Consider the following 15594-nt stretch of genomic DNA (forward strand, 5'->3'; position numbering starts at 1 on the left):
TTTATGAGATGAGTGAAGCTATCAAAAAGCCCCTGGGCGCCGAAGGCATGATCCGGATGGAAGGCGTGCACAAGTGGTACGGCCAGTTCCACGTGCTCAAGGACATCAACCTGAACGTGCGTCAGGGCGAGCGTATCGTCCTGTGCGGCCCGTCGGGCTCGGGCAAATCGACCACCATCCGCTGCCTGAATCGTCTGGAAGAACACCAGCAGGGCCGCATCATCGTCGATGGCACCGAACTGACGTCTGACCTGAAGCAGATCGAAACCATTCGCCGCGAAGTCGGCATGGTGTTCCAGCACTTCAACCTGTTCCCGCACCTGACCATTCTGCAGAACTGCACCCTGGCGCCGATGTGGGTGCGCAAGATGCCGAAGAAAAAGGCCGAGGAAATCGCCATGCACTACCTGGAGCGCGTGCGCATTCCAGAGCAGGCGCACAAGTACCCGGGCCAACTCTCCGGCGGCCAGCAACAGCGTGTGGCGATCGCTCGCGCCCTGTGCATGAAGCCGAAAATCATGCTGTTCGACGAACCGACCTCCGCGCTCGACCCGGAAATGGTGAAAGAAGTGCTGGACACCATGGTCGGCCTGGCGGAAGAAGGCATGACCATGCTCTGTGTGACCCACGAAATGGGCTTCGCCCGCACCGTGGCCAACCGCGTGATCTTCATGGACAAAGGCGAAATCGTCGAACAGGCCGCGCCGAACGACTTCTTCGACAATCCGCAGAGTGACCGTACCAAGCTGTTCCTCAGCCAGATCCTGCATTGAGTTGAGTGGCGGTTGAAAAAGAACCCGGGCCTGGTGCCCGGGTTTTTCGTTTGTACACCGAAACCTGCCCGTAGCAGCACGGCTTGCCGGCGGGGCGATCTGTCTGTGACGAAGATGTTGCCTGACACACCGCTCCCGCCGGCAAGCCGTGCTGCTACGGGATCTGTGGTGATGCGTCTAGCGTCGGCAAAGCGCCATTTCCTGCAACACATAACCCGGTTTGTAGGCGCGTTCTGACAGGGTTGTCTCTTTCTTATGCAGGACTTTTCCGAGAAACTCTCAGCCGCTTGTGCTGGGTGTTTTCGGGCTCTAGGCTGCGTCGGTCGATGAACATCAGCGATCGGGTTTAGCAGCCTGACTCATACGCACCCTGTACCACCGCTATGGTGGCTTTGCACGGGGCACCTTCGGGTGCGCCGGGTGCTTGTGACCGGTCTGCTAACCCGTTGCCAAAGCCACCACCCTTTACCGTTTAGCAGCGGTTGTCGGTGGTCCAACATCACAAGAGAAAGACCATGTTGAAAATCACCCCCGATCCACCCAATCCCACTCTCGAAGACTCCCTCGCGCAAATCTCCGGGCTGCTGCGTTGCGCCAAGGCCACGGCCTACGAAAGCGCTGACACGCAAAGCGGCAGCAAGCGCGATCTGGCTTTTTCGGTTGTGCATTTGATCGATATGGCCCATGTCATCGTCGAGCGGTCTCTGGACCAGATCGAGATACGCTGATCCCTTCCGGGTCTTTCATGTGTACACCACACCCCCGTAGCAGCACGGCTTGCCGGCGGGGCGATCTGTCTGTGACGAAGATGTCGCTTGACACGCTGCTCCCGCCGGCAAGCCGTGCTGCTACGAGGGGCGGTGGCCATCCCTGATCCTGTATTCAATTTCTGCAAAACTTGTGTTCTCTGCCGTTCTCGAACAGGATGGGTCTTTGCGCAATGCGCTGTTACACAATCCTGCCCCCACGAGAATCCCATGACGACCAAGGCGCCTACGGCGAGCAGTACCCGTTCCAGTCCGCAAAACCCTCACGAAATAACCGAACTGCTGATCGACGCAGAAGCCGATGACGCGCAGGTCCAGCAGCCTCAGCCGGCATCGAAGCATCCCTGGTTTCTGTTGTTCGGGCTGGTGCTGGTGGCGCTGAACTTGCGCCCTGCGCTGTCGAGCATGGCGCCGTTGCTCAGTGAGGTTTCGGCGAGCTTGGGGCTGTCGGCGGCGAAGGCCGGGTTGCTAACGACGTTGCCGGTGCTGTGCCTTGGGCTGTTCGCGCCGCTGGCGCCGATTCTGGCGCGGCGCTTTGGCAGTGAGCGGGTGGTGCTGGGCATTCTCATGACCCTGGCCTGCGGCATCATTTTGCGCAGTTCGTTGGGCGAGTTCGGCCTGTTTGCCGGGAGCATTCTGGCAGGTGCGAGCATCGGCATCATCGGCGTGCTGCTGCCGGGCATCGTCAAGCGCGACTTCGCGAAACAGGCCGGCACCATGACCGGGGTCTACACCATGGCGCTGTGCCTGGGCGCGGCGACGGCGGCGGGTTCGACGGTGCCGCTCAGCCATTACTTCGGCAACAGCTGGGTGCTGGGGTTGGGTTTCTGGATCGTGCCGGCGATCCTCGCGGCGGTGTTCTGGTGGCCGCAGACCCGGCAAAGCCATGGGCAGCATCAGGTCGCCTACCGGGTGCGCGGCCTGCGCCGTGACCGCCTGGCCTGGCAGGTCACCCTTTATATGGGCCTGCAGTCGTCGCTGGCGTACATCGTGTTTGGCTGGTTGCCGTCGATCCTGATCGGCCGCGGGCTGACGCCGACCGAGTCGGGGCTGCTGCTCTCCGGCTCGATCATGGTCCAGCTGCTCAGCTCGCTCGCCGCACCTTGGCTGGCCACGCGCGGCAAGGACCAGCGGTTCGCCATTTTGCTGGTAATGCTGCTGACCCTGGCGGGCCTGTTTGGCTGTCTGTACGCGCCGTTGAACCAGCTTTGGGGCTGGGCGGTGGTGCTCGGGTTGGGGCAGGGCGGCACGTTCAGCCTGGCGCTGACCTTGATCGTGCTGCGCTCGCGCGACTCCCACGTGGCGGCCAACCTGTCGAGCATGGCGCAAGGCGTGGGCTACACGCTGGCTTCGCTGGGCCCGTTCGCGGTCGGCATCGTTCACGACTGGACCGGCAACTGGAGCAGCGTGGGCTGGATTTTCGGCATCATCGGCGTTGCCGCCATCGTGGCCGGGATGGGCGCCGGGCGTGCGCTGTACGTCAACGTCACCAGCGAAAAAGTCTGAGTCGCGGTATTTCTCCAGCGAATGTCCGTGGCAAAAACATCGATTGACGCTTATCGTGCAGGCATCTTTTTCAAGGGATGTCCTGCGCATGAGCGAAATCAGCCAGAGTGAAAACAACAACGCCCTGATCGTTCGATTCTATGAGGCGTTCAACCGCCTCGACGCCGAAGCCATGGCTGCCTGCTACAGCGACGACGTGCTGTTCAGCGATCCGGTCTTCGGCCAACTGCGCGGCAAGGAGGCATGTGACATGTGGCGCATGTTGACCTCCAGGGCCCGGGATTTTTCCGTGCGTTTCGACAAGGTGCGCGCCGACGACCGCTCCGGCGGCGCCCACTGGGTGGCGACCTACCTGTTCAGCCAGACCGGCCGCACGGTGGTCAACGACATCCAGGCGCGGTTTGTGTTTCGTGACGGCAAGATCGTCGAGCACCACGACCACTTCGACCTGTGGCGCTGGTCACGGCAGGCGCTGGGCGCCAAAGGCGCGCTGCTGGGTTGGACGCCGTTGGTGCAGAACAAGATCCGCGCGCAGGCGCAAAAAGGCCTGAAGGCATGGCAGGCCGGGCGCTGAGGCTCTGTTAGAATCGCGGCGTCTGCGTTTGCCTTGCTCCATTCTTATGTCCGATACCGCCATCGATATCCCATCCGCACCGGAAACTGCCACGGCCAAGCCGTGGTTCGTCTATCTGGTGCGTGCCGCCAATGGCTCGCTCTACTGCGGCATCAGTGACGACCCCGAGCGCCGGTTCCAGAAACACCAGAGCGGCAAGGGCGCGCGGTTCTTCTATTCAAGCCCGGCGGTGGCGCTGGTATACGTCGAGGCTTGCTGCGACAAGGGCGAAGCGCTGCGCCAGGAGCGGCTGATCAAGAAGCTGCGCAAGAGCGCAAAGGAAGCGTTGGCGGCTAGCTTTGTCCGCCCGTTGCCAAGTGAAGATCCACTCGTTGCGTCATCCGATTCGCTGGCTCCCTGACGAAAGCTGCCATAGGGCTTGTCAGATAATTCGCATGTGAATTACCTGTTTGCTTTTGTTCGCATCTGAACTAGGCTGGTCATCACGTTCAACGAACAAGAGGTCACCCTCATGACGGCTCTGGCGATCACTCACAACGACGGACACGGCGTCGACGCCCCCGAGGCCGGGCGTGTGGCGCTCAAGTTCTTTTTCAATCTGATGGAACACTGGGGCTGTACGGTCGAGGAGCAGAGAACGCTGCTGGGGGCCGTCAGCAACACCACCTTCTACAAGTACAAGCGCCTTCCCGAGATTCGCCTGCCCCATGACACCCTGGAGCGGATTTCATATCTGATGGGCATCCACAAGGCGCTCAGCATCATTTTCAGTAACCAGTTGGAGCGCGCCTACGAATGGGTCGGAAAGCCCAACTCGGCGGCGCCGTTCAACGGCCAGTCGGCGCTGCGCTACATGCTCGCCGGGCGGGTGGTGGACATCGCCGACGTGCGTCGCTATCTGGACGGAGTGCGGGGCTGATGAAGGCGTCTGAAACAGTGATGCCCGCCTGGGACGCTGCCTACAGGATGATCAACAGCGCCTTTCCCCCCATCACCCTGTTCGAGGATCTGCTCGACCCGGCCGAGCTGGAAATCGCCTATGCGCTGGAGGCCCTGACCAACGACCGGCTGCAGGAGCAATGTGGCGTCGTGCAACGGGTGGCGCCAGAGGATCGCGTATCCGGCCCGGGTTCCACGCCAGTCATGGCGGCCTTCACCCACATCGGCAGGGCGAGCCGCTTCACCGACGGCACCTACGGCATCTACTACGCCGCCAACAGCCAGGCGGCTGCCATCGCCGAAACGCGCTTTCATCAGGAGCGCTTCCTGGCGGCGACCCAGGAGGCGGATATCGAAATCACCCTGCGAACCTACGTCAATCAGGTGGTCAAGCCGGTGCATGACATTCGCGTCGACCACCCTGAACTGCATGACCCGGATCCTGCCCGCTATGGCAGCGCCCAGGCGTTCGCCCGGTCGCTGCGCGAGGATGGATCGTGGGGGCTGCTCTACAACAGCGTGCGCCTGAGCGGGCACGAGTGCGTAGCAATCTTTCGCCCGCCCGCAGTGTCGATTCCGGTGCAGGGCAAGCATGTGCGCTATGTGTGGGACGCCAAGACGCAGACCATCGCCTACGTTTTCGAGATCAACCAGCTCTAGGCGGGCGTGATGGATCTTGGCTTGTTCGTCACTTGTCCTGTCGGGTGGCTACCCTCACCGTTGCAATGAATTGAAACGCCGGGCGCCACGGCCCCACGCATCCATCGCAGAGGCTGAACATGAGCGAATTGATCCTCCACCATTACTGGGCATCGCCTTTCTCTGAAAAAGCCCGCCTGATGCTCGGCTTCAAGGGGCTCTCGTGGCGCTCGGTGATCATTCCGCCGATAGTGCCCAAGCCGGACGTCACGGCACTTACCGGTGGCTACCGCAAGACGCCGGTGCTGCAGATCGGCGCCGATATCTATTGCGACACGGCACTGATTGCCCGGCGTCTGGAAGCAGAAAAGTCCTCGCCCACGTTCTTCCCCCAAGAGCAGGCGTTCGTTGCGCAGGGCTTGGCCAGTTGGGCCGACTCGGTGCTATTTCTGCATGCCATCAGCCTGGCGTTTCAGCCTGCCTCGGTGGCGCAGCGTTTCGCCAAGCTCGCGCCTGAGGCGGTGAAGGCGTTCTCCGCTGATCGTTCGACCTTCTTCGATGGTGGCAGCGCAGTACGCGTGCCGCTGGCATTAGCGCAGCAGCAGTGGCCGACCTTGATGAGCCGCCTGGATGAGCAACTGGAGCGCAATGGCGATTTCCTGCTGGGTTCGCCGTCCATCGCCGATTTTTCCGTGGCCCACTGCTTGTGGTTCCTCATGCAGACACCCGTGACTGCGCCGCTGGTGGAAAACCATCCTGCCGTGGCGAACTGGTATCAGCGGGTGCTGGGCTTTGGCCATGGCGCGATGAGCAAGCTCAGTTCTGCAGAGGCCGTGGAAATCGCGCGCGATGCCGAGCCTGCGGCGTTACCAACCGACGAGCCGAGCGATGCGAATGGCTTTGAAACAGGCGCACAGGTGAGCGTGTCGGCGGTGGACTACGGCGTCGACCCGGTAATTGGGGAGCTGGTATTCAGCGGGCGCGAGGAAATCATCCTGCGCCGCGAGGACGAGCGCGCGGGCGTGGTGCATGTGCACTTCCCGCGCTACGGATTCCGTATCGAGAAACGCTGAGTTACTTCAGCGCCGCCAGAATCTCTTCCTCGGAGAACCCTCTGATCAGCGTGCCGTTGACGTCGATCAGAGGAATGCCGCGTCCACCCAGGGCCTCGTAGGCCTTGCGCCCGGCGGCGTCTTTCTCGATGTCGTACTCGGTGTAGGGGATGCCCTTGCTGTCGAGAAAGCGCCGCGTCTGCTTGCAGTAGCCACACCAGTCGGTGGCGTACAGCGTGACTTTGGCGCTCTGGCGCTCCTGCGCCGAGAGAGACATGTCGGGATGGATCAGGTTCTCGATCTTGCCCCAGTTCTGCCAGACGACCACCACCAGCAGGATCAGCACGAATTTCTTGAGGGTGCGCATCAGCATGGATCAGCGCCTCTTGAGCTGGTCGGTCAACTGGGTTGGCAGGCCCTTGATGATCAGCGTGCCTTTCTCTTCGTCGTATTCGATCTTGTCGCCCAGCAAGTGCGCTTCGAAGCTGATCGACAGCCCCTCGGCACGCCCGGTGAAGCGGCGGAACTGGTTGAGGGTGCGTTTGTCGGCAGGGATTTCCGGCGACAGGCCGTAGTCCTTGTTGCGGATGTGCTCGTAGAAGGCGCGAGGGCGGTCTTCGTCGATCAGGCCGGAAAGTTCTTCCAGTGCGATGGGCTCGCCCATCTTGCTCTGGCTGCTGGCGTAGTCGACCAGGGCCTTGGTTTTCTCGCGGGTGGATTCTTCGGGCAGGTCTTCGCTCTCGACGAAATCGCTGAACGCCTTGAGCAGCGTGCGGGTTTCCCCAGGGCCGTCGACGCCTTCCTGGCAGCCGATGAAGTCACGGAAATACTCGGAAACCTTTTTCCCGTTCTTGCCCTTGATGAACGAGATGTATTGCTTGGACGCCTTGTTGTTCTGCCACTCGGAAATGTTGATCCGCGCCGCCAGGTGCAACTGCCCAAGGTCCAGGTGCCGTGAAGGGGTGACGTCCAGCTCGTCGGTCACTGCCACGCCTTCGCTGTGGTGCAGCAGGGCGATGGCCAGGTAGTCGGTCATGCCCTGTTGGTAGTGGGCAAACAGTACGTGGCCACCGACCGACAGGTTGGACTCTTCCATCAGCTTTTGCAGGTGCTCGACGGCGATACGACTGAACGCGGTGAAATCCTTGCCGTCGTCCAGATACTCCTTCAGCCAGCCACTGAACGGGTGCGCGCCGGACTCGGGATGGAACAGGCCCCATGCCTTGCCCTGCTTGGCGTTGTAGCTCTCATTGAGGTCGGCCAGCATGTTCTCGATGGCCACAGACTCGCCAAGCTCCGAGTCGCGGGCGTGGAGCACCGCTGGGGTGCCGTCGGGTTTCTTGTCGATCAGGTGGACGATGGCATGACGGATCGGCATGGGTTTCTCGGCTGCGAAAGAGGATCTGGACGGGCAGTGGCGTGCCCCGTGCGAAAGTCGCCAAGTGTACCGCAGACTGAGCCGCAAACGCGCCGGGGAGGCCGAAAACCGGGCCTTGAACCGATTCATATGACTTTTTTACGCCTTCAGGGCGATAAAGCGGACCAAATGGCGAGTTGAGTGGGGATATTTGTCTTTCTCTGTGCTAGCTTTGCCCGGTCTTGCGCACCGAAGCGCGCCAAGCGTGCAGTTTGTGGGGCTTTGGCCGAACCAAAGGCCGATTTGTGTATCTACATTCGCGTCTGTACCCGCACTGCAAACCATATGAATTGATAGGGAAGGAACACCACCATGGCTCTGACTAAAGACCAATTGATCGCCGATATCGCAGAAGCTATCGACGCGCCAAAAACCACCGCGCGCAATGCTCTGGACCAATTGGGCCAAATCGTCGCTGACCAACTGGAAAACGGTAGTGAAATCACTCTGCCAGGCATCGGCAAGCTGAAAATCACCGAGCGTCCAGCACGCACTGGCCGCAACCCTTCGACTGGTGCTGCCATCGAAATCGCTGCCAAGAAAGTCGTCAAGTTCGTTCCAGCCAAGGTGCTGACCGACGCAGTAAACAAGTAAGCGAAAACGCTGCTTGTTGAGAAACCGTGTAGCGGAGCGATCCGGACACGGTTTTTTTGTGCCCGGCGTTTGGGTTTTGTAGGCGCCGGCTTGCTGGCGAATGCGGTCTGTCATTCACTGCAGCAGCGCCTGAGCTGACGCATCCGCTTTCGTAGCAGCACGGCTTGCCGGCGGGGCGATTTCGAGGACGGTCCCGCCGGCAAGCCGTGCTGCTACGTTCTGAAAACTAACTCCAGCGCTGTGCGCGCCAGATTGCTTGCTGAGCCTTGTCATGAAAGGTCCAGGCCACGAAACGGCTCTGTTTCTGCCCCTGTGACATCTCCACCACCTGGCTTTCCAGCGCTCCGGCCTTTTTCAGGGCTGACTGGATCAGCGGCAGGTTGGACGCCTTGGACACCAGCGTGCTGAACCACAGCACCTGGGTCGGGATCTGCGCGCTTTCGCTGATCAGTTGCGTCACGAAACGCGCTTCGCCGCCTTCGCACCACAACTCCGCCGCCTGGCCGCCGAAGTTCAGCACCGGCAATTTGCGTTTCGGGTCAGCCTTGCCCAAGGCTCGCCATTTGCGCCGGCTGCCGCTCAGGGCCTCCTCTGCAGAGGCGTGGAAGGGCGGGTTGCACAGGCTGATGTCGAAGCGCTCGTCGGGCTGCAGCAGCCCCGTGAGGATGTGCTTGCGATTGTCTTGCTGGCGCAGGCCGATGGCCTTGTCCAGGCGGTTGGCCTTGACGATGGTGCTGGCCGAGGCGAGGGCGGTCTTGTCGATGTCCGAGCCCAGGAAGTGCCAGCCGTAGTCGCTGTGGCCGATCAGCGGGTAGATGCAGTTGGCACCGGTGCCGATGTCCAGCGCTTTGACCGCGGCGCCCCGGGGAATCACGCCTTCATTGCGTTCGGCCAGCAGGTCGGCCAGAAAGTGCACGTAGTCGGCCCGGCCTGGAACCGGTGGGCACAGGTAGTCGGCCGGGATGTCCCAGTGCGCGATGCCGTAGAAGGATTTGAGCAGGGCCCGGTTGAACACGCGCACCGCTGCGGGGTTGGCGAAGTCGATGCTTTCCTTGCCGTACGGGTTGGTGATCACGAACTGGCCCAGTTCCGGGCAGGCCTTGATCAGCTTGGGGAAGTCGTAGCGGCCCTGATGGCGATTGCGCGGGTGCAGGCTGGCCTTTTCCCGTGGCTCGGCGGGTTTGGCCGGCGGCGCGGTTTTGGGCTTCTTGCGGGGCGGTTTGGGTGGGGGCTGGTTGGTCATGAATCCGGTTCCACAGAGAACACAAAACCCTGTAGGAGTGAGCTTGCTCGCGAAAGCGGTGTGTCAGGCAACGTGTTCGTTACAGACAGACCGCTTTCGCGAGCAAGCTCACTCCTACAGGGTTCAGCGTAATCAGCCAGCCCGGCGTCGGGCTGGCTGATCGGGTTGTTACAGACTGGCGATACGCGCGTGTTGCTCGGCCAGCTTGCCCAGTGCCTGCTCGGCCTCGGTCAGCTTGGCGCGTTCCTTGGCGATGACGTCGGCTGGAGCCTTGTCGACGAAGGCGGCGTTGGACAGCTTGCCGCCCACGCGCTGCACTTCGCCTTGCAGGCGCTGGATTTCCTTGTCCAGGCGCGCCAGCTCAGCGTCCTTGTCGATCAGGCCGGCCATCGGCACCAGCACTTCCATCTCGCCGACCAGTGCGGTGGCCGACAGCGGTGCTTCGTCGCCTGCGCCCAGCACGGTGAAGGATTCGAGCTTGGCCAGCTTCTTCAGCAGGTGCTCGTTTTCGTTCAGGCGGCGCTGGTCTTCGGCGCTGGCGTTCTTCAGGAACAGTGCCAAGGGTTTGCCCGGACCGATGTTCATTTCGCCACGGATGTTACGCACGCCCAGCATCAGGCCCTTGAGCCACTCGATATCGCCTTCGGCGGCGGCATCGATGCGCTCCTCGTTGGCCACTGGCCACGGTTGCAGCATGATCGTTTTGCCTTCTGCGCCGACCAGCGGCGCCAGGCGCTGCCAGATTTCTTCGGTGATGAACGGCATGAACGGGTGAGCCAGACGCAGCGCCACTTCGAGCACGCGCACCAGGGTGCGGCGGGTGCCGCGCTGGCGCTCGACCGGCGCGTTCTCGTCCCACAACACTGGCTTGGACAGCTCCAGATACCAGTCGCAGTACTGGTTCCAGATGAACTCGTACAGCGCTTGCGCGGCGAGGTCGAAACGGAACTGATCCAGCTGGCGGGTCACTTCGGCTTCGGTGCGTTGCAGCTGCGAGATGATCCAGCGATCCGGCAGCGACAGCTCGTAGGCTTCGCCGTTCTGGCCGCAGTCTTCACCCTTGTCCAGCACGTAGCGCGCGGCGTTCCAGATCTTGTTGCAGAAGTTGCGATAGCCTTCGACGCGGCCCATGTCGAACTTGATGTCGCGGCCGGTGGAGGCCAGCGAGCAGAAGGTGAAGCGCAGGGCGTCGGTGCCGTAGCTGGCGATGCCGTCAGCGAATTCGGCGCGGGTCTGCTTCTCGATCTTCTTGGCCAGTTGCGGCTGCATCATGCCGCTGGTGCGTTTCTGCACCAGTGCTTCAAGCTCGATACCGTCGACGATGTCCAGCGGGTCCAGGACGTTGCCCTTGGACTTGGACATCTTCTGGCCCTGGCCATCGCGTACCAGGCCGTGCACGTACACGGTCTTGAACGGGATCTGAGGGGTGCCGTCTTCGTTTTTCACCAAATGCATGGTGAGCATGATCATCCGGGCAACCCAGAAGAAAATGATGTCGAAGCCGGTGACCAGCACGTCGGTCGGGTGGAAGGTTTTCAGGAACTCGGTCTGTTCCGGCCAGCCCAGGGTGGAGAAGGTCCACAGGCCCGAACTGAACCAGGTGTCGAGTACGTCGTTGTCCTGCTGCAGCACGACATCGGCGCCGATGTTGTGCTTGGCGCGCACTTCGGCTTCGTCACGGCCAACGTAGACCTTGCCGGACTCGTCGTACCAGGCCGGGATGCGGTGGCCCCACCACAGCTGACGGCTGATGCACCAGTCCTGAATGTCGCGCATCCAGGAGAAGTACATGTTTTCGTATTGTTTCGGGACGAAGGCGATGCGGCCGTCTTCCACGGCAGCGATGGCCGGCTCGGCCAGCGGCTTGGTGGACACGTACCACTGGTCGGTCAGCCACGGCTCGATGACGGTGCCGGAACGGTCGCCTTTCGGCACTTTCAGGGCGTGGTCGTCGACGCTGACCAACAGGCCAGCGGCTTCGAACGCGGCAACGATCTGCTTGCGCGCTTCGAAGCGGTCCAGGCCCGCGTACTCGGCCGGCAGGCTGCCGTCGACCGTTTCGTTCAGGGTGCCGTCGAGGTTGAACACCTGAGCGGCAGGCAGCACGTTGGCGTTCTTGTCGAAGATGTTCAGCAGCGGCAGGTTATGGCGCTTGCCGACTTCGTAGTCGTTGAAATCGTGGGCCGGGGTGATCTTCACGCAGCCGGTGCCGAATTCAGGGTCGCAGTAGTCGTCGGCGATGATCGGGATGCGACGACCCACCAGTGGCAGCTCGACGAACTTGCCAATCAGCGCCTTGTAGCGCTCGTCGTTCGGGTTCACGGCCACGGCGGCGTCACCGAGCATGGTTTCCGGACGGGTCGTGGCGACGATCAGGTAATCCTGGCCTTCAGCGGTCTTGACGCCGTCGGCCAGCGGGTAGCGCAGGTTCCACAGGCTGCCTTTCTCGTCGTGGTTTTCCACTTCAAGGTCGGAGATGGCGGTGTGCAGCTTGGTGTCCCAGTTGACCAGGCGCTTGCCGCGGTAGATCAGGCCGTCTTCGTGCAGGCGCACGAAGGCTTCCTTGACCGCTTCGGACAGGCCGTCGTCCATGGTGAAGCGCTCACGGCTCCAGTCGACGGACGAGCCCAGGCGACGAATCTGACGGCTGATGTTGCCGCCGGACTGATCTTTCCACTCCCAGACTTTTTCGAGGAATTTCTCGCGACCCAGATCATGGCGGTTCTGGCCCTGGGCTTCGAGCTGGCGCTCCACCAGCATCTGCGTGGCGATACCGGCGTGGTCGGTGCCCGGCTGCCACAGGGTGTTACGGCCCTGCATGCGGCGGAACCGGATCAGGGCGTCCATGATCGCGTTGTTGAAACCGTGGCCCATGTGCAGGCTGCCGGTGACGTTCGGCGGCGGAATCATGATGGTGTACGAGTCGCCCGCGCCTTGCGGAGCGAAGTAATTCTCGGACTCCCAGGTCTGGTACCAGGAAGTTTCGATGGCGTGCGGCTGGTAGGTCTTGTCCATGCGCGGCGGGAACCTGATCTGCTTTGAGTCGGAAAAACGAAGGAGTATAGCTTTTAGGAGCGGCGGCAAGCTACAAGCGGTGAACCGCAGGCGTATGAGCGGCACGACCCATTGCTTTTGATTCTGCCCGAAGGGCGTAGGAGCGCAGCTTGCTCGCGATCTGGCGCGAAGCGGCAGCAAAACCAAACGACTCAATAGGGGCAGGCAAACCGTATGCTCTGAATTTACTGCCACTTCGCGCCAGATCGCTGGCAAGGTCGAGCGCGACCCCGGCAGCTCCTACGGGCTCCGCCCAGAAGCGACACCGAGTTGTGTGGTACGGGCTGCGCCCAGAAGCGGCACCGGGTTGTCAGGTCAATTGTTGTACTGGCTTAAGAGCCGCTCCATCCGGGCATCGAGGCGGCGTTTGATTTCGTTTTCGATGTGTGGGGCGAAGTCGTCGATCACGTCTTGCATGATCAGTTGCGCGGCGGCGCGCAGTTCGCTGTCCAGGTGCAGCAGGTCGTCCGGATTCGGGCCGGCCTTGGCGGCCTCGGGTTCGGCTTGCGGCGCTGCGGAGGCCGGCGTGGCTTCGGGTTCGGCGGTCAGGGTCGGGATGTCGTCTGGCTCTTCAGCCGGCACGACCTGCCCACTGACCACGTCGAACAGCAGCGGAATCTGGCCTTCGGCATTCAGCGCGTCGGTCAACAGTGGCGGTTGCATGGATTCGTCGCCGAGCAACTGGCGGATCGACTCGAGGTCCTCCAGCAAATGGGCGGAATCTTTAAGGTGTTTTGAATTGTCCATTGGGTGCTCAAAGACGCTGCAGTCGGTGATCTTGCAGAGGATAGCCCTGTTCGCGGTAGAAGCGGAAACTCTCCCGCGCAGCCTGGCGGATGGCCGGTTCCTCGATGACGATCTCGGCGATGCGGGCGAAGCGTTTGAAGAATTCGGGGATGCGCAGGTCCAGGTTGACCAGCAGATCCTGATGAGCGCCCGGATCGGTGCCGATGCCCAGCGCCACGGGGGCGTCCTGGTCATCCTCGATCGGGCCGTGGGGCACGAAGGTCTCGCCCTTGAAGCGCCACAGGCGGGCGTCCAGTTCCTCGCGCTGTGCAGCATCGCTGCAATGCAGGTAGACCTTGTGGCCAAGGCGCCAGGCCTTGTCGGTCAGCTTGCAGGCGAAGTCCAGGCGCGCAAGCGGATCGGCGCTGGGCAGGATGTAGAAGTCGACTTGGGTCATGGTCTTTCCAGAATATGCGCCGACGCCTCAATGAGGCGCCGGTACATCGTGCAGCCGGATCAGACGCCGGCGCGGTCGATCAGGTACTGGGTCAGCAGCGGAACCGGACGGCCAGTGGCGCCCTTGTCCTTGCCGCTGCTCAGCCAGGCGGTACCGGCGATGTCCAGGTGCGCCCACTCGTAGGCCTTGGTGAAGCGCGAGAGGAAGCAGGCCGCAGTGATGGTGCCGCCTTTCGGGCCACCAATGTTGGCGATGTCGGCGAACGGGCTGTCCAGTTGCTCCTGGTACTCGTCGAACAGCGGCAGCTGCCAGGCGCGGTCGTCGGCACGCTTGCCGGCGTCCAGCACTTGATTGATCAGCGCGTCGCTGTTACCCAGCAGGCCCGACGTGTGGCCGCCCAGGGCAACCACACAGGCGCCGGTCAGGGTTGCGATATCGATCACCGCCTGTGGCTTGAAGCGTTCGGCGTAGGTCAGGGCGTCGCACAGCACCAGACGGCCTTCGGCGTCGGTGTTGAGGATCTCGACGGTCTGCCCGCTCATGGTCTTGACGATGTCGCCCGGGCGCGTCGCGGTGCCGCTCGGCATGTTCTCAGCGGCGGCGATGATGCACACCAGGTTGATCGGCAGTTGCAGGGCGAGCACGGCGTTCAGGGTGCCGAACACGCTGGCGGCGCCGCACATGTCGAATTTCATTTCGTCCATGCCTGCGCCCGGCTTGAGGCTGATGCCGCCGGTGTCGAAGGTGATGCCCTTGCCGACCAGCACGAACGGCTTGTCGCTCTTCTTGCCGTTGGAGTATTGCATCACGATCAGGCGCGGCGGCTGGGCGCTGCCCTGGCCGACGGCGAGGAACGAACCCATGCCCAGCTCGGCGATTTTCTTCTCGTCGAACACTTCGACCTTCAGGCCCTTGGTGGCCTTGCCCAGCGCCTTGGCCTGCTCACCCAGGTAGGTCGGGTGGCAGATGTTCGGCGGCATGTTGCCCAGATCGCGGGTCACGGCCATGCCGGCAGCGATGGCCAGGGCGTGCTTGCTGGCGCGCTCGACGTCGGCCACGTTGGCCTTGGCGGTCAGCAGGGTGACTTTCTTCAGGGCGCGCGGGTCGGCTTTCTGGCTCTTGTAACGGTCGAACACGTATTCGCCATCGGCCAGGGTTTCAACCAGCAGGCGGTTCTTGCCGTAAATGTCGCGGTTCTTGACGTTCAGTTGATCCAGCGCGAAGGCTGCATCAGTGCCGCCCAGGTTCTTGAGGGTGTTCAGCGCGCCGCTGACGATCTTGCGAAACTGACGGTCGCTCAGCTCGGCGTCTTTGCCAGCGCCAACCAGCAGCACGCGCTCGGCCTTGAGGTTGGGCAGGCTGTGCAGCAGCAGGCTCTGGCCGACCTTGCCCGCCAGATCGCCGCGCTTGAGCACGGCGCTGATCGCGCCGCCACTCAGGGTGTCGACGCTCTGTGCAGCCTCGCTCAGGGTGCGGCCTTCGCCGACGGCGACCACCAGGGTGGCGGTTTTCAAGGTTTCTGCACTGACGCTCTTAACAACCAATTCCATGTCGGGGTCCCCGAATAAACTGTGGTTACGCAAAAATGAGTGCGCGGCTGGGCGGGCTGTCAGCGGGTTCGCTGCGCCACGCCAGCGGCATGGCCCGCAGTTTGACCCCGGCTGCAGTGAGATGACAACCCCGCAGAGCGCCGGGTTGGCACGTCAGTGCTACCCGATGCGACGGGGTTGTCAGATACAGATGCAACAAGTATCCGGTGCACGCAGTGACAGACACACCCAATCACAGGATAATGCCGCATATTTTTTCGGTGGTTCTCCGTCGCGAGCATCATGGCTGATCCATTTCCTTGT

16 protein-coding genes are annotated in these 15594 nt (G+C 62.1%); 9 read left to right on the forward strand and 7 right to left on the reverse strand.

What is annotated here, in order from left to right; translation table 11 throughout:
* Positions 1–8 precede the first annotated feature (8 nt).
* From AC1MEK_RS20315 to AC1MEK_RS20350, 8 genes are all read left to right on the forward strand, one after another.
* Positions 9–773, forward strand: coding sequence for an amino acid ABC transporter ATP-binding protein (locus AC1MEK_RS20315; protein WP_274135115.1), 765 nt, complete (start codon positions 9–11; stop codon positions 771–773).
* Between the two features lie 515 nt (positions 774–1288).
* A complete protein-coding gene (locus AC1MEK_RS20320; RefSeq protein WP_480398056.1) occupies positions 1289–1501 on the forward strand; it encodes a DUF6124 family protein in 213 nt (70 codons plus the stop codon).
* A 249-nt stretch (positions 1502–1750) separates the two neighbouring features.
* Positions 1751–3046, forward strand: coding sequence for a CynX/NimT family MFS transporter (locus AC1MEK_RS20325; RefSeq protein ID WP_480398057.1), 1296 nt, complete (start codon positions 1751–1753; stop codon positions 3044–3046).
* Positions 3047–3134: 88 nt separating this feature from the next.
* Positions 3135–3620: a nuclear transport factor 2 family protein gene (locus AC1MEK_RS20330; RefSeq protein ID WP_480398058.1), complete on the forward strand. Its 486-nt coding sequence runs from the start codon at positions 3135–3137 to the stop codon at positions 3618–3620.
* A 46-nt stretch (positions 3621–3666) separates the two neighbouring features.
* Entirely contained in the window at positions 3667–4020 is a 354-nt protein-coding gene (locus AC1MEK_RS20335; protein WP_480398059.1) for a GIY-YIG nuclease family protein, read from the forward strand.
* A gap of 111 nt (positions 4021–4131) precedes the next feature.
* Entirely contained in the window at positions 4132–4539 is a 408-nt protein-coding gene (locus AC1MEK_RS20340; RefSeq protein WP_480398060.1) for an MbcA/ParS/Xre antitoxin family protein, read from the forward strand.
* Complete coding sequence (locus AC1MEK_RS20345) at positions 4539–5219, forward strand: RES family NAD+ phosphorylase (RefSeq protein ID WP_480398061.1); 681 nt, start codon at positions 4539–4541, stop codon at positions 5217–5219. The genes AC1MEK_RS20340 and AC1MEK_RS20345 overlap by 1 nt, the downstream gene beginning before the upstream one ends.
* Positions 5220–5338: 119 nt before the next feature.
* On the forward strand, positions 5339–6271 hold the full coding sequence (locus AC1MEK_RS20350) for a glutathione S-transferase family protein (RefSeq protein ID WP_480398062.1): 933 nt from the start codon (positions 5339–5341) through the stop codon (positions 6269–6271).
* 1 nt (position 6272) lies between these two features.
* Here the strand turns inward: AC1MEK_RS20350 and AC1MEK_RS20355 are convergent, their stop codons facing one another.
* On the reverse strand, positions 6273–6623 hold the full coding sequence (locus AC1MEK_RS20355) for a glutaredoxin family protein (protein ID WP_480398063.1): 351 nt from the start codon (positions 6621–6623) through the stop codon (positions 6273–6275).
* Between the two features lie 3 nt (positions 6624–6626).
* Positions 6627–7628: a nucleoid-associated protein YejK gene (yejK, locus tag AC1MEK_RS20360; RefSeq protein ID WP_480398064.1), complete on the reverse strand. Its 1002-nt coding sequence runs from the start codon at positions 7626–7628 to the stop codon at positions 6627–6629.
* A gap of 351 nt (positions 7629–7979) precedes the next feature.
* Between yejK and AC1MEK_RS20365 the strand changes: the two genes are divergently transcribed.
* Positions 7980–8261: an HU family DNA-binding protein gene (locus AC1MEK_RS20365; protein ID WP_274135131.1), complete on the forward strand. Its 282-nt coding sequence runs from the start codon at positions 7980–7982 to the stop codon at positions 8259–8261.
* 226 nt (positions 8262–8487) lie between these two features.
* On the opposite strand, the gene rlmF is transcribed toward AC1MEK_RS20365, so the two are convergent.
* The 5 genes from rlmF to AC1MEK_RS20390 all read right to left on the reverse strand — a co-directional run bounded on the left by rlmF (position 8488) and on the right by AC1MEK_RS20390 (position 15291).
* Entirely contained in the window at positions 8488–9504 is a 1017-nt protein-coding gene (gene rlmF, locus AC1MEK_RS20370; protein ID WP_480398065.1) for a 23S rRNA (adenine(1618)-N(6))-methyltransferase RlmF, read from the reverse strand.
* Positions 9505–9672: 168 nt separating this feature from the next.
* Positions 9673–12519 carry a valine--tRNA ligase gene (locus AC1MEK_RS20375; protein WP_480398066.1) on the reverse strand — a complete coding sequence of 949 codons (2847 nt, stop codon included), beginning with the start codon at positions 12517–12519 and terminating at the stop codon, positions 9673–9675.
* Positions 12520–12873: 354 nt separating this feature from the next.
* Positions 12874–13305: a DNA polymerase III subunit chi gene (locus AC1MEK_RS20380; RefSeq protein WP_480398067.1), complete on the reverse strand. Its 432-nt coding sequence runs from the start codon at positions 13303–13305 to the stop codon at positions 12874–12876.
* Between the two features lie 7 nt (positions 13306–13312).
* Positions 13313–13741, reverse strand: coding sequence for a DNA polymerase III subunit chi (locus tag AC1MEK_RS20385; RefSeq protein ID WP_480398068.1), 429 nt, complete (start codon positions 13739–13741; stop codon positions 13313–13315).
* Positions 13742–13800: 59 nt separating this feature from the next.
* Positions 13801–15291, reverse strand: a complete 1491-nt coding sequence (locus AC1MEK_RS20390) for a leucyl aminopeptidase (protein WP_480398069.1) — start codon at positions 15289–15291, stop codon at positions 13801–13803.
* Between the last annotated feature and the right edge of the window lie 303 nt (positions 15292–15594).

The organism is Pseudomonas sp. 2, assembly GCF_056627435.1.

What these genes read in the sequence shown, in the direction of transcription:
- AC1MEK_RS20315 (WP_274135115.1), top strand. Translation starts at nt 9, where the DNA reads ATGAGTGAAGCTATCAAAAAGCCCCTGGGCGCCGAAGGCATGATCCGG.
- AC1MEK_RS20320 (WP_480398056.1), top strand. Translation starts at nt 1,289, where the DNA reads ATGTTGAAAATCACCCCCGATCCACCCAATCCCACTCTCGAAGACTCC.
- AC1MEK_RS20325 (WP_480398057.1), top strand. Translation starts at nt 1,751, where the DNA reads ATGACGACCAAGGCGCCTACGGCGAGCAGTACCCGTTCCAGTCCGCAA.
- AC1MEK_RS20330 (WP_480398058.1), top strand. Translation starts at nt 3,135, where the DNA reads ATGAGCGAAATCAGCCAGAGTGAAAACAACAACGCCCTGATCGTTCGA.
- AC1MEK_RS20335 (WP_480398059.1), top strand. Translation starts at nt 3,667, where the DNA reads ATGTCCGATACCGCCATCGATATCCCATCCGCACCGGAAACTGCCACG.
- AC1MEK_RS20340 (WP_480398060.1), top strand. Translation starts at nt 4,132, where the DNA reads ATGACGGCTCTGGCGATCACTCACAACGACGGACACGGCGTCGACGCC.
- AC1MEK_RS20345 (WP_480398061.1), top strand. Translation starts at nt 4,539, where the DNA reads ATGAAGGCGTCTGAAACAGTGATGCCCGCCTGGGACGCTGCCTACAGG.
- AC1MEK_RS20350 (WP_480398062.1), top strand. Translation starts at nt 5,339, where the DNA reads ATGAGCGAATTGATCCTCCACCATTACTGGGCATCGCCTTTCTCTGAA.
- AC1MEK_RS20355 (WP_480398063.1), bottom strand. Translation starts at nt 6,623, where the DNA reads ATGCTGATGCGCACCCTCAAGAAATTCGTGCTGATCCTGCTGGTGGTG.
- yejK (WP_480398064.1), bottom strand. Translation starts at nt 7,628, where the DNA reads ATGCCGATCCGTCATGCCATCGTCCACCTGATCGACAAGAAACCCGAC.
- AC1MEK_RS20365 (WP_274135131.1), top strand. Translation starts at nt 7,980, where the DNA reads ATGGCTCTGACTAAAGACCAATTGATCGCCGATATCGCAGAAGCTATC.
- rlmF (WP_480398065.1), bottom strand. Translation starts at nt 9,504, where the DNA reads ATGACCAACCAGCCCCCACCCAAACCGCCCCGCAAGAAGCCCAAAACC.
- AC1MEK_RS20375 (WP_480398066.1), bottom strand. Translation starts at nt 12,519, where the DNA reads ATGGACAAGACCTACCAGCCGCACGCCATCGAAACTTCCTGGTACCAG.
- AC1MEK_RS20380 (WP_480398067.1), bottom strand. Translation starts at nt 13,305, where the DNA reads ATGGACAATTCAAAACACCTTAAAGATTCCGCCCATTTGCTGGAGGAC.
- AC1MEK_RS20385 (WP_480398068.1), bottom strand. Translation starts at nt 13,741, where the DNA reads ATGACCCAAGTCGACTTCTACATCCTGCCCAGCGCCGATCCGCTTGCG.
- AC1MEK_RS20390 (WP_480398069.1), bottom strand. Translation starts at nt 15,291, where the DNA reads ATGGAATTGGTTGTTAAGAGCGTCAGTGCAGAAACCTTGAAAACCGCC.